At 71.5% G+C, this 14,223-nt stretch carries 4 protein-coding genes; all 4 read right to left on the bottom strand.

The genetic code is table 11. From position 1 onward, the window contains the following. Positions 1-14 precede the first annotated feature (14 nt). The 4 genes from KU887_RS21895 to sctQ all read right to left on the bottom strand — a co-directional run bounded on the left by KU887_RS21895 (position 15) and on the right by sctQ (position 14,223). Complete coding sequence (locus tag KU887_RS21895) at positions 15-11,414, bottom strand: LWXIA domain-containing protein (RefSeq protein ID WP_258258027.1); 11,400 nt, start codon at positions 11,412-11,414, stop codon at positions 15-17. A gap of 194 nt (positions 11,415-11,608) precedes the next feature. Beyond that, positions 11,609-12,394, bottom strand: coding sequence for a lytic transglycosylase domain-containing protein (locus tag KU887_RS21890; RefSeq protein WP_258258026.1), 786 nt, complete (start codon positions 12,392-12,394; stop codon positions 11,609-11,611). Continuing rightward, complete coding sequence (gene sctR / locus KU887_RS21885; RefSeq protein WP_006480865.1) at positions 12,391-13,065, bottom strand: type III secretion system export apparatus subunit SctR; 675 nt, start codon at positions 13,063-13,065, stop codon at positions 12,391-12,393. Before sctR ends, KU887_RS21890 begins: the two co-directional genes overlap by 4 nt. Before the next feature lie 3 nt (positions 13,066-13,068). Beyond that, positions 13,069-14,223 (bottom strand): type III secretion system cytoplasmic ring protein SctQ, encoded by a 1,155-nt coding sequence (gene sctQ, locus KU887_RS21880; RefSeq protein ID WP_258258022.1) that lies wholly within the window; start codon positions 14,221-14,223, stop codon positions 13,069-13,071.

The following is a 14,223-nucleotide window of genomic DNA, read 5'->3' as shown; positions in this document are numbered from 1 at the left end:
CGGCGGGCCGACCGTCATCCGACCACCAGCGGCGTGCCGACCGGCAAGTGCGTGGCATCGCGCGCGGCCGACGGATTGAGCTGCAGGATTTCTTTCAGCGCACGCGCATCCTGTTCGCCGCGCGTCATCGCCTGCTGGTCGGCACGCGATACGTGCGCGGCGTCCAGCAGCGACTGGCGATGCTGGTCCGCGATCACCCATAGCGAATCGCCGTCGACGACGATGTAGGGCTGCGGGGCGTTCGACGGCGACGGCGGGTTCGACGGCGTGCCTGGCGACGGTTGCGGTCGGGACGGCGAGGCGGCGCTCGCCGAAGGCGACGGCGGCGCGCTCGGCTGCGCCGCATGCGTGGCGGGCGCCGGGTGTCCCGGCGTGGCGGCCGACGACGGCGCGACGGCGTGCTGGGTCGCCCCGCCGCCCGGCTGCTGCGTGCCGGATGGCGGCGCCTTGCCGTCGTCGTCCTCGAATGCGGTGTAGATCCACTTGCCGACATAGATCAGGATCGGCGCGACCATGAGCGACGTCGGAATCGAGCCGGTGAGCCGCTTCGGCAGGTTCGGGAAATGCGTGTCGATGCGCGCGAGCGCGAGCAGCGTCGCGGACGACAGCGACGAAATCGCGATCGGCAAGTCCGACTGGATCGCGGGATGCGGGCCGACGAATGGCGCGATCGCACCGCCGGCGATGCTCGCGAGATCCGACATCAGGTCGATGCCCCGCACGACGCGGCTACGCCGTTCGATGCTCAGGTGCGCGAACGCGCTGCCCTGCACGAGGCCGGTATACGTGATGCCGAGCAGCGCGCCGGCCGCGCCCAGCGCCGGCACCACCGACGGATTCTGCAGCAGCGCATGCAGCGACAGCTCGCCGAGGCTCGCATAGCCGGCGATCGCGGCGGCGCGTCCGGCCTTGCCCATGAAGCGGCGCGGATTGCCGTAATGCAGCTGCTGGATCGAGGTGCCCGCGAGCACGCCCTGCATCTGCTGGAGCATGTCGTTGGCGATCATCTTCGTGTATTCCAGCGTCTTGTCCGCCGGCAGCGACGCGGCCTTGTGCAATTCCAGCTGGAGATGAATCTTCGCCCGCGCGCTCTCGGCGAGCAGGATCAGCGACGCGTTGCGCTGCTCGGCATGCATCTGGTGCGCGTCGAGCTGATTGTTCAGGCCGTCGACGAAGCGGTCGATCACGCGATCGAACAGCCGCGGGTCGCCGCTTTGCAGCGCGCGCACGGTGTCCTGGTGCACGGCCTGCACGAGCCGGCCGGTCCGCACGCCGACGAACGCCGCGTTCGCGGCCTGCTTGAACTTGTCCGGCGTCAGGCCGAAGTGATGGACCGCGAAGCCGGCCCCCGCGCCGATCGCGATCGACAGCAGGTTCTTGCGGTTCAGCAGCGCGGCGATCCAGCTGTCCGGCTGATGCAGGCGCAGCGCATGCAGTTCCGCGGCCGCGGCGAGCGGATCGTCCGGACGCATCGGCTCGTTCGTCTGCGCGCTGACGAGCCGGCTTTCGCTGATCGGCTGCGTATCGGCCGCGACGAGCGCGGGCGCGAGGACGGTTTCGCGCCAGGCCTGCAGCGGTTCGACACCGGCGCCGCCGCCGTCCGTCGTGACGATCTGTTCCGGCGCCGCGAGCCGCGCGCCGACGTCGGTGAGCCATCGTTCGGTAAACATCCGGGCGGCGTCGCTGGCCGCGGGCGCGCGGCGCGGGTCGGCGGCCCAGCGGTCCGCCGCGAAGCGCGACGTCGCATAGCGGGCGCGATGCAGCAGTTGCGTGGTGTTGCCTTCGTACAGTTGCTGGCGCAACGCCGCGAGCCGCGCGGGCGACATGCCGCGCGCCCGGCCGATGCGGTCGACTTCCGCGAGCAGCAGGCCGTGCTGGTTCATCAGCGTCGTGCGGTCGACGCGGTCGTATACGCGCGTCAGCGCGTCGGCGCCGTGCAGTCGCGCGAGCGTCGGGTCGTTGGCCCTGGCGCGCTCGACGAGCAGCGTCGCGAGCGCGGTCGTCAGTTCCTGGTTCGCGACGAAGTCCGAGCCATGCGTCGCGTACGACAGGCCGACGTGCACCCACGGCAGCGCCGGATGGTCGAGCAGCGATTTCGCGAGTTCCAGGTGGCTCGCGCCGGACGCGGGCTCCGGCACCGTGTCCCAGCCGTGGAACGTCACCATCACGTGCGGTGCCGGCTGGCCGAGGTGCGTCCGGTTCCACGATTCGAGCAGCGCGCCGAGCCGCGCGTGGTCGTGATAACCGGTGTTGGAGCCGGGCTGATGCCGGTGGTCGACGGACGACACCAGCGCCCGCGCCGGCGCCATTTCGAAGCGCAGCAGGAAGCCGGCCTTCGACGACGCATCGAGCCAGTTGTGCACGTATTGCTCGGCCAGGTCGTCGATACGCATCGACTTGCCGTTCGCACCGGTGATCGTGCCGGTCCAGTAGTCGATCGTCGCGTCCTTGTGGTCGCCGATCGACTTCGCGTCGTGCACGACGGCGGGGTCGTGCTTCGCGCCGCGCGTGGCCGCGAGCGTGTGCGGGTCGATCACGATCGTCACGGCCGGCATCACGCCGCCGTGCCGCTCGATCTGCGCGACGAATTTCGCGGGATCGTCGGAGAGCCGGAACGCGCGGCTCATCGGCACCACGCGCTGCTGGTACGCGGGATCGGCGGCGAGGAGGCGCCGGCGCAGCGCGCGATCGGTCGCGAGCGCGGTGCTGAAACGGCTCAGCACCTTTCTTCTGAGCGGGATCGGCGCATAGCGCGAGCCGCCGCCCGACCAGTCGCGCGCGACGTACAGCGGCATGCCGGTGTCGCGCAACGCCTGGGCGTCGGCCATGATCGCGGGCGGCACGCCGTTGACCGCATCGTCGAGTTCGAGCGGCGCGGCGCGCGGATCGCGCGCGTGCTGCACGAGCGCGTCGATCCGGTCGTAGTGCGCGAGCAGGGCCGACGCGTTGCCGTCGCCATAGCGCTGCAGCGATTCGACCTGCGTCGTGCTGACGAGCGACGGCTGATAGGTGCGCACGTCGAGCACCGGATGGCCCGATGCCGCTTGCCCGTTGCGCGCGGCCGCGGCGTTCGCGCGGCGGATCGACTGCAGCGCCGCGTGGCGTTGCGACCGCAGCCGCCGCGCCTCGGTCGCGCCCCAGTCGCGCCGCGCGTCGGACATGTGCGGCGACGGGTCTTTCGCCCATGCGTCGACGGTTGCGAGGCGGGTCTCGAGCGTCTTGAGCCGGGTGCCGCGCGCGTGCTCCGCAAGCGCATCCGGCGCGAGTTCGGTCAGCAGCAGATGGGTATCGCCGCCGTACGGGCCGCCGCCGATCGGCGACGCGTCGAGCGGCACGCCGGGGCTGTCGGGCTTGCGCCAGTTGTCATGCCAGGTCAGTTCGCCTTGCGCGTTGGCCGTGATCACCGCGCGCGGCTTGCCGAGCCGGTACGCGATGCGCTCGCCGCCGCCATACACGTAGATGAAATGCTTGCCGGGCACGAGGCCGCGCGCTTTCGCGAGACTGAGCAGGTGCACGACGTTGTGACCGCTGAAATCCAGCGCATGACCGGACGCGGCGGGCAGCAGCCCGGCTTCGAACGCGCGGGGCGCCGGCGCCAGCGCGGTGGTCGCGGGCGTGCGCGTGCCGCCGGCGGGCAGCGGGCGCGTGGCTGACGATGCGCGGCCGAGCGTCGCGATCGCGCGGGCGCGGCGCAGTGCGATCGCGGCGCCCGTGCCGGTCAGCGACGCGAAGCGCCGCCGCAGGCCGTGCATGCCGCTGATCGCCACATGGCCGCCATAGTGCAGGCCGCGGCGCGGCAGGACTTCCGTCTTGTCCTTCTTCGGTGGTCGCGGCGCGTCGAAGCGGTCGCCGACCCGCGCCAGCGTGGCCGGTTCGACGCTGCTGACGAAGAACGTCATGCCGCGCGTGCGGGCCCGCGTGAGCGGCACGCCGTGCAGTTTGCCGTTCGGCCGCAACCGGATGCGGCCGCGCTGCGGATACGCGGCGGCGAGCGGCCGCTCCGTCACGTGAGTCCGTGCATGCGGGGCGTTTTCCCGGTATTGCCAGACACCGGTGGCCGAGTCGTAGCGCGCATGACCGGCGATCTTGCCGGTCGCCTTGTCGACGACGTAGATCGTGTCGGCGTGGCCGGCCGCCGCGACGGCCTGTTTCGCGCGTGCGAAATGCGGCGCATTCGACAGCGCGTCGATCGCATCGACGTACGCGTCGCGCACGCGCCCGTTCCGCGTGAATTCGACCGTCTCGCCTTCACGCGCGGGCTTGACCTTCGCCGGGCCGCCGAGCGCGACCAGTTCGCGGTGCGTGACGGGCGACGCATGGAAATCGAACGCGCGCCGCGCGGCGGCGGTGCCGGCCGGATCGCTGCGTTCCATCGCGCTCGACAGCGCCTGCTTCAGCGCCTGTCGCTCCTCGGCGTTCAGCGCGTTGCCGAGAAAGCGCAGGCGCTGGATCGCGCCATTCGCATCGACGTGCGCCGTCGCGACGAACGTCGGCGGCGCGTCGGGCGTCGGCTGGCCGGCCCGCGCGATCAGCAGCGCCGTGTCGGTGCCGGTCTGCTGCACCAGGTGCCCGAGCGTGGGCGCGTGCTGGCCTTCGGCGCGCGTCAGCGTGCGCATGTCGCGCGCGTCGAGCCACGCGCGTGCGTGCTTCATCGCGTTGCCGTCGACCGCATGGCGGGCGCGTGCCGGCGCGGCGAGCCGTGCCGCGACGGGGCGTCCGGCCGCCGCGCGAACCTGTTCGCCGTAGTACTCGCGATAGGTCGGATTGCCGGGCGTCGACGTGCGCATGTCGCCGAACGTGTCCGCGAGGGCGTCGAGCGCGGCCGGGTCGCGGCTCGTCAGCGCATGCTCGGTCGCCCGGGCGAGCGCGTCGGGCAACGTCGCGTGGGTCGCGATGTCGGGCCCGCCGGCGGCGAGGATTTCGTTGCGGATCGTGTACGCGTTGACCTCCGCGCGCGCATCCGACTTCAGCAGCGCGGCCACGGCGGCTTCGGGGCTGGCGTGCTCGGCGGCCAGCGCGCCGGTCGCGAGATCGACGCTGTGCTGCAGTTCGTGGCCCCACACGAATACGAGCGTGCCGGCGCGGCGCGTATTGCCGTCGAGTACGATCGTGCGCGTGTCCGCGTCCGCGTAATGACCGCCGCCCGGCGTGCCGACGCGGATCGTCCAGCCGTCGCTGCGGGCCAGCCGCATCTGCGCGCGGAAGGTCGGCGACTGTCGCGCGATCGCGTGCGCGCGCATCAGCAGCACGCGGCCGCGGAACCGCTGCACGACGCGCCCGAGCATGCCCGGGCGTTGCGCGTACGCGCCGCTTTCGGCGTAGGCGGGATGGGCGAGGCGAATGCGGCCCGTCGCAATGCCGCGCTGGATCGTGTCGATGACGCCGTCGATCCGCTCGACGACGTCGCCTTCCGGGTCCGCCTTGTGCAGTACCTGGCCGGGGTCGTGCAGCAGCACTTCGCCATGGCGGCCGAACAGCACCTGGAAGTCGTACAGCAGCCCGTGCCGCTGCGTGACGTTGCGAATGTTCGCGAGATCGTCGAGACCGCTGCGCCGGACCACGCCGGGCAGGCCGAGCCCTTTTTCCATCGCCGCGCTGCTCAGCAGTGCCGCCGGCTTGTACACGACGCCGACCCGGCCCAGGTGCGAGAACGGTCCGTCGACCGTGCTGACGGGCAGGTCGAGCCGTTTCAGTTCACGCAGGCCGCCCTGTTCGGCGCCGATTTCCTCGTGCGCGACTTCCACGCCGTCCGGCGACGTGTCGCGGAAGAAGCCGATCGCCTGGCCCGTGCCGCCGTCGAATACCGTCTTGTAGAGCCCCGAGCCGACGAGCGGGCCGAGATGGTCGGCGGGATCGACGGTGCGCGCGGGATCGCCCGCGACGTGCAGCTGGCCGCCGGTGACCGACAGCTCGCCGAGCGCCGGCTGCTCGTAAGCGGCCGGCACGTAGCGGTTCATGCCGGACAGGTCGGTCAGTCCGCCGTCTGCGCCGACGGCGTCCGGATGCACCGCGTAGACGGGGCGTTGCCACAGGTTCGCCAGTTGCGCGGCCGCGCCTTCGTTCGCGTGCCGCGCGGCCAGGATCACCACGCGCTGGCCGGCGTACGGCGCATCCGACAGCAGCGAGAAGCCGTGCGGATCGATCGGCCGGCCGTCGGGGCCGAGCAGCGTGCCGTCGGGCTGCGTGTCGGCATGGACGATCGCGAGACGGTCGGCTTCATCCATCGACACGAGGCCGCGCCGCCTGAGCCCCAGCGCGTCGAGCGCCGGCGTCGCGGCGCCGAACGGCGACGCGTTGCGCTCGACGTGCGCGCGCGACCACGCGACGCGCTGCGCCTGGATCTCGCGCATCGAGCGCGGCGCGTCGTCGCGCGGCTTGTCGCGGCCGCCGTGGTCGTTCGGCGGATCGCCCGCATCGCGCGGATGCGCGTCGGCGCGACTGCCGAGATCGACGTCGTAGCGGGCCTCGAATGCATTGAGCTGCCGGCTCGCCTCGGCTTCGAGCGCCTTGCGCGTGTAGCGGCCGCCGCCCGGACGCTTGCCGGCGGCGTTCACGCGCGAACGGTCGCTGCCGAGCAGGCGCATCTGCTGCGCGAGCGTGCCCGACTGTTCGGCGAACGCGCTGACCTGGTTCGGCAGCGGCGCGCCGCCGGCACGCATCTGCACGTCCGGGCGCTTGAGCTTCACGTCGCCGCGCTCGATCCCGCGTTCGAGCAGCGTGATCTGATCGTCGACGTCCGCGAGGGTCTGACGATACGCGTCGCTGTGGGTCTCGATCGGGCCGGGATCCGCGAGCAGCAGCCGGCCGTCGCGATACACGCCTTGCGGATCGAAGTAGAGCCGGTCCTGCTGAATCGCGTCGCGCAGCGTGCGCAGGGTCTGCAGCGATTCGGGGTCGAGCGTCGTCGGCAGCAGGCCGCGCCCGGCATCGCCGGTATGCAGCCCGCCGCGCGGCTGGTACAGCACCGCGACGCGGCCGGCGTGCGAAAACGGGCCGTCCATCGCGACGGTCGGGAGATCGTAGCGACGCCGCAGCAACGCGAGCGCCGCGCGTTCGGCGCCGGCGCTGGCCTGCTGTTCGGCGCGCGTGCTGAAATCCTCGTAGAGGGCGACGACCGCATCCCGGCCGAGCGCGAAGCCGCCCTTGTGCGCGCCGAAGCCGAGCAGCGCGCCAAGATGCTCGTTCAGGTCCACCGGCTTGCCGCTGTCCGCATGGAATACCTGCAGGCCGTCCGCCCGCAGCGGCCCGAGCGCGACCTCCGGATGCGGCGCGGGATCGAAGCGCAGGAAGCCGCTGGTCGCGCGGATCGTGCCGTCCGCCGCGAGCGCGCCGCGCGGTGCGACGAATACCGGACGGTTCCAGACGTTCGCGAGTTCGGGGGCCAGCCCGGCCTCCGCGCCTTCCGCGACGAGCACGATCGGTTCGTCGAGCCGGGACGGCGCCGGCAGCCCGTGGCGCGCGTCGAGCGCGAGTTCGTGGCCGGACAACGGCGTGCCGTCCGGGCGTGTCAGCGGCGCGTCCGGGCGGCCGTTGCGCACGACGAACAGCGTGCGCCCGCCATAGCTGTGCTGCTCGACGCGGGGCCCGCCGGGCGCGACCGCGACGTCCGCCTCGCGGGCGGCGAAGCCCGGCGCGAGCGGGGAGGATTCGATCGCATGGAGGACGGTCCAGGCGACGCGCTGGCGAAACGTCAGCGGCTCGAGCGGCCCGCCGGCGCCGGTTTCGGCCGGATCGGCGACCCGCCGGTACTGGATCGTCCGCGCGTCGCCGCTGCGGCGATCCGCGCGCGATGCGGTGCGTGCATCCTGGTCGTTCTCGGCGGCGCGTTCGCGCACCTGCGCGGACGAGCGGCCTGCCTGCGCGGTCGCGCGCGACGTCGCGGCGGCCGGCTCGGCCACGGCCGCCGTCGGGTCCGCTGCCGCGCGCAGCGTGGACGGGGTCGCGCGGGCCGCGTTCGTGCGGGCGCCATCGTCGTGCGGCGGCGCGGCCGTCGGCGTGGCGGGCGCCGGGCCCGCGCCGCGCGGCGTGCCGACCTGGCTCGGCGCGCGCAGCTCGATGCCGTCGGACAGCGTCAGGCTGCCGTCCCGGCCGGCCGTGATGCGGCCATCGGTACCGTAGCGGTTGAAGCGCGTGCGCTCGAGGGTGCGCCACGAGCCGTCGACGCGTTCCGCGATCGTGATGCGGCCTTCGTGGTCGACGAACGCGGTGGTGCCGGTCTTGCCGCGTGCGCCGGTATTCACCGCATTCGCGCGGCTCAATACGCGGATCGGCACGCCTTCGTAGGTCAGCACGCGCTTGCCGACCATCAGCGTGCCGTCGCCGGCCACGGTCACGCTGCGGCCGTCGATGGTCGCGCGCGTACGGCCGAGCCGCAGCGTGTTCGTCGCCGTGTAGCGGCTCTGGCCGATGCGCACGGTCTGGTCGCCGATCTGCACGGCCTGGTTGTTCAGGTCGCGGCCGCCGAAGCCGCCGGTACGCCGCACGATGCCGGTCGTCACGGCCTTGAGCTTCTGGTGACCTTGCGCGAGGCCGAGATTCAGTATGAACGACGACGCATCGCCGGCGAGCCGGTCCGTATGACCCGTCACCGCATCGTGCACGAACTGCACGCCGGCTTCCGCCGCGCCGCCGAGACCGGTGACCGTCGTCGCGCGCCGCACGAAGGTCGCGAGCCCCTTCGAATCGTTCAGCAGCGTGGCGATCTTGCCGACGCCGCCGACGCCGGCCGGCACCAGGTTCAGGTAATCGGCGCGCGCTTGCGCATCGAGCGGGCTGATCGTGCGATCGTGCTGGATGCGATTGGCGAGGTCGTAGCCGGAGTTCGCGACGGCTGCCGCCGCCGACGTATAGATCAGCCCGGTGCCGGCCACGTTGAGCGCGACGCCGAGCGGCGCGCCGAATACCGTCGCGTCGAGCAGGCCGCCGCCGACTTCGAGCGCGATCCCGCCGAGCAGCATCCCGAGGTTCACGTCGCCGGAACCGAACGTGTGCATCACGCTTTCCCACCAGCTGTCGTCGTGCGCGGTGTTGTGCGGGTCGATCCGCGCGGTGCCGTTCGCGTCGTAGCCGGTCGCGATGTCGAGCGTGCCGTCCGACGACAGCGAGTTGTCGTCGATGAAGTTGTCGATGCTCGAGTATTTCGCGCCCTGATCGTCGACGTAGTGCGTGTCGCCGTTCTCGTTCGTGACCTTGAAGATCGCGCTCGTGACCAGGCCGGCGTCCTTCGACGCATAGACGATCGGCATCACGTTGACGCGCGTGCCTTTGCCGCCGCCCACCTTCAGCAGTTCGTCGCGAACCTTGTCGATCGATTCGAGCTTCTTGCCGTCGCTGAACTGCGCGGCATGCGGGTCGCCGGTCGCGCGGTCCGGCGACAGCCCGATCGCGACGCCGACGAGGTTGCGCTGCTCCGTAGGGTCCAGCAGGCCGAAGTCGATCCGCGTGCCGCGCCGCGTCGCGTCGCCGGCCTTGTCGAGCAGCGACTGCGACAGCTCGCTGCGGTGCGCGCCGAAGAAGTCGGACAGCGCCTTCGCGTAGTCCTTCTGATCGGATTCGGTCTTCGGATTGCGCAGCCGCTCGTCGAGATGCGCGTCGAATTCGTTGAACAGCACCTGCTGATGGAACGTTTCGCTGCGCAGTTGCGCGTGCTGGACGTCCCGGTTCGCCTGATCGAGTTCCGCGAGCGCATCGGCAAGCGGCTTCGCGTATTGATTGACGACGAACGGCACCGGCGCCGTCAACGGGATGTTCTTCGGCGTCCCCTGCGGTGTCGCGACGGAAAACACGCTCGGCGTCGGCCCGATGCCGTGATCGCGGTTCCACTGGTCGTACTGGGCCTGCAACCCGTCGACCTTGATCTTCAGGTCCTGCTGCTTCGCCTGTGCATCGGCGAGCGCCTGCTTCGTCGCGCGCTCGTTGACGGACGCGGTCATCCGCTCGTCTGCCTGATGCAGCGCGGACGCGATCGTTTTCAGGCCCTTGATCTCGAGCGGCGTCGGATCGTTCGCGATGCACATCGTCCGGTGGTCGTACCGATTCTGCACGCCGGCAGCGATATCGTCGTAGTGGATCGCGAGCGCGTTGCCGTACGCGGCGACATAGCCGTCGTGCGCGAGGCTCGCGGCATCCTTCGCCTTCCACAGCTGCGTGGCCGCGTCTTCGACGCCGAGATCGGCGCGCGGGTCCATCAGCTTGACGCCGGGATGGTCGCGGCGCCATTGCGTCGCGCTCTTTTGCGTGGCGTCGTAGTTCTTCTGCTGTTCGTCGACCTGGCGATTCGCATACAGCATCTGCAGATACCCGCCGCTCACGCGCGCGCTGGCCTGCGCATGGTTCAGCAGGTCCTGCTGCGCGGCGACCGTCGTGCTCATCACGGTCGGCCCGTACTTGCCGGACACCGCGTTGTACGTGCCCTGGATGTCGGCGACCTTCGCCGCGTCGGTCGCCGCATTCAGGCATGCGTTCGCATAGTTCGCGTCGTCGGCGCTCTGCGTCAGTTGCGTCCGGGCCTCGTCGGGCTTCAGCGCCGGCGGCACGTCGATCACGCGATCGAGCGGCGCGAGCTGCTTGTTGATACGCGCGATGCCGGCATCCATCGCATCCGCGTAATCGCCGTTCGACCCATACGACTGCAACTGGGCGAACGCGAGGTTCGAATTCGCGATGTCGGCGTTGTGAAGCGCCTTCGCTTCGGACAGCTTCGCGTCCGCCTTCTGCCACGCGTCGTAGGCCTGCTTCTGCTGCGGCGTCCAGTCGTCCCGCGGCGACACCTTGGCCGGATCGTCGATGCCCGGGACGGCCGCCTTCAGCCGGTCGAGCGCCGCGTTCGCGTCGGCCTGCGCGGAGCCCGCCCGTTTCGGATCGAGCGCTTCGTTGTCGTGATCGGCCTGCTGCGCGTACGCGATCATGTAGCCGGCGTCGGTCGTGACGTCCAGCTCCTTTTCCGCTTTCGCGGTGGCCTGGTGCGCGTTGTCGTAGGCGGTTTGCGCGCTGGCGAGCGCGTCCTTCGTCGTGGACGGATCGTTCTTCGCGTGGGTCAGCGCGGTCTGCTTGTCCTGCTCGTCCTGCAGCGCGTTGTCGTATTGCGTCTGCGCGCCCTGGATCGCGGTCTGCGCGGCTTGGGTCAGCGGATCGTCGACCGTGATGTCGGGCGGCTTGGGCCGGTACTGTTCGGCGAGGCTCCTGATCAGCGAGGTCGCGGACGCGATTTCGGCATTGGTCGGCTTCGACGGGTCCGTATCGGGCGTGACCTGCACCGTGATCGGCGGCGGCGGGGGCGTGGCGGTCTGCTGTTTCGACGGGTCGCCCGATTGCTGCGCGGCCTGGCTTGCCGCTTTCGCGCGTTCGGCTTCGAGCGTGCGCTCGAGGAACGCCATCCAGTTGGCGCCCATGCCGACGCCGTCGATATCCAGCATCAAACTCTCCCGGTCGCGCCGCGCTCGACGGGGCGCGCATTACGATGCCATTACGGTCAAGCTTGGAGTGTAGAAAGGCATGCGCCGCGGTGACGCAGCGCGTTTCGTAGCGCGCCGCCGATGCGCGCGCGCCGCCGGGTCGTCGCTACGAACGGCGGCGACGCGAGGCGGCGGGAACGAGGGTACGGGCCTGCTTACTGATCGAGACACCGCACGCACAGCCGCTTCGCCTGGTTCGCCGGCAGCCCGCGGCACATCATCACCACCGGGCGCGCATGGCACGACGGCGCATCGGCGGACGCGGCGGGCGACGGCAGGCGGCGCGCGCGTTCGGGCGGCGTCGTGGCGGCCGCGGCCATGCGCCGCTGGCGTTCCGGCGGCGGCGTGTCGGTTACGACGGGGATCGGTTCGACGCCGCCTTCGCGCGCATTGCGCTGTGCGCTCGCGACGACGCGGCTCACGTAGCCGCTCGAGAAGCCGGTCGTGAAGTTGCCGCTGTAGTAGCACGACAGCGCCGCGCGCAACGCGGCCTGCGTCGCGCGGCCGGTGCCCGACGAGCGCGCGAAGCACTCGGTCAGGATCGCGCCGCCGGCCTGCAGGTTGCGGCACGGCTCGAACATCGTCGCTTCGTCGAGCCCGTATTTCGCGAAATTGCGTTCGTTGACCTGCGCGAGGCCGACGCTGTAGCTGAAGCCGCGCGACGACAGTTCGCGCGCGGTCGCGCGCGCCTCGTCGAGCGACGCGGGCTGGCGCGTCAGGTGCCCGCCGACCACGCCGATCGCATACGGATTGAAGTCCGACTCGGTACGCACGAGCGCGGCGAGCGTCGCGGGATCGACGTTCGGCGCGCAGGCGCGCGCCAGTTGCGCGAAACCGGCGCCGCCGGCTGCCTGCGCGACGCGCGGTGGCAGGCACGCGAGCGCGAGCAGGGCCAGCGCGCCCAGGCACGCGGCGGCGGTGCGCAGGCGGCGCGCGTTCATCCCGCCCCCGCCACGCGGTACGACAGCACGAGCCCGTGCACGAGCAGCGACCAGCCGTCGAGCGCGACGAACAGCAGCAGCTTGAACGGCACCGAGATCGTGGTCGGCGAGATCATCTGCATCCCGAGCGCCAGCAGGATGTTCGCGACCAGCAGGTCGACGACGATGAACACGATGTAGATCACGAAGCCGATCTGGAACGCCTTCGTCAGCTCGGCGAGCGTGAAGCTCGGCACCAGCACGAGCAGGTCGTCGTCCTTGATGCCGTCCGCGCGGTTCTTCGGCCAGACCGACGTCGCGGTGCGCACGAAGAATTCGCGGTCGCGCTGCCGCGTATGCGACACGAGGAAATCCTTGATCGGCGGCAGCGCGGCATCGGCGAGCGCGCCGATGTCCGAGGTCGACAACTGCCCCGACGCATCGAAGTGGCGCGCCTGCAGCGCATCGCGGATCGACATTCCGACGGGCGCCATGATGAACAGCGACAGGATCAGTGCGATGCCGTTCAGCACGAGGTTCGGCGGCACCTGCTGGATCCCGAGCGCGGAGCGCAGCAGGCCGAGCACGACCACCAGCTTCGTGTAGCTCGTCACCATCAGCGCCGCGAACGGCGCGATGCCGAGCGCGGCGATCACCGCGATCAGCGCGACCGGATTCGGCAGGTTGCCCATCGTTCAGCGCTCGCGCGGCGCGGGTTGCGTCAGCGTGACGACGCGCACGCCGAGCTTCTGGCCGACCGCGATCAGGTGGCCGGTGCCGATCAGCATCCCGTTCGCGACGAGATGGATCACGCTCTGGTTGATCCCTTGCTGCAGCTCGATCACGGCGCCCGGCTGCAGCGTGCTCAGTTCGCCCAGCGGCATCGACGTGGGCGGCAGCTCGAAGCGCAGGTCGACCGCGAGGCCGTCGAGCGAGCGTGGCGCGTCGCCGGGCGGCGCGTCGTGCGTCGTCGGCGGGGCGGAGTCGGTGCGGGTCGGTTCCAAAGGCATCTCCCTGATTCGTTCGACTGTGAGCCGGTTGCCCGACGGCCGTCCGGTGATCTCCCACGCCGGCGCGGCCGGCAGCCGCGCGACGCACAGCAGGTTCTGCTCGTGCGCCTGCCAGCGCTCGATCGCGATGATGTCGCCGCCGACGACGTCGGCCAGCTCGGCCGTCGTCAGCTCGGTGCGGCCGATTTCGAACACGAGCGGCACGGGCAGGCTCGCGTAGGCCGCGCGCGCGTCGGCGAGCGCGGCCGGCGCGGTCGCGAAGAACACGGCCAGCGCGTCCGGCGCGTCGAACAGCAGCGCGCCGTGGCAGCGCCACGCGGCGTCGGCGCGTCGCAGCTCGAACCGCAGCGCGGCCGGCGCTGCATCCCAGGCCGGTGCGCCGTCGGGCGGCGGCAGCAATGCCACGCGCTGCCGGGTCGCTGCCTGCAGCACCGCAGCGAGCGGCGCGCACAGGTCGGCGAGCAGCGCCGCGCGGATCACGGCCGGGACCGCGGGGTCGGCCGCGTCGCCGAGCCATTCGGTTTCCGCGACCGGGTCGATCCACAGCGTGCCGGCGGCCGGGCCGACGACGAAGCGGTACGCGTGCGCATCGGCGGCCGGCTCGGCGTCGACGCGCCAGCGCACCTCGTACGCGTGCTCGCCGAGCGTGACCGGGACGGCGCCGGTCGCGCCGTACGCATGCGACAGCCCGCGCGCGGCGGCGGCGGACAGGCGCGGCAGGTAGGGCGACGCGTCGAGCGCGACCGCGGCCGGCACGGCGGCGGACGGCGGGGAAGCGGCGGGCATGGCCCGGTTCGCGGCGTCGCCGGCGTCGGCATTCGTCAGGAACAGCGCAGGCAC

The sequence above is a fragment of the Burkholderia sp. EMB26 genome (assembly GCF_024730645.1).
Taxonomy (GTDB): Bacteria; Pseudomonadota; Gammaproteobacteria; order Burkholderiales; family Burkholderiaceae; genus Burkholderia; species Burkholderia cenocepacia.
The sequence above is the reverse complement of the archived record's forward strand: the minus strand, read 5'-3'. Positions and strand labels throughout refer to the sequence as shown.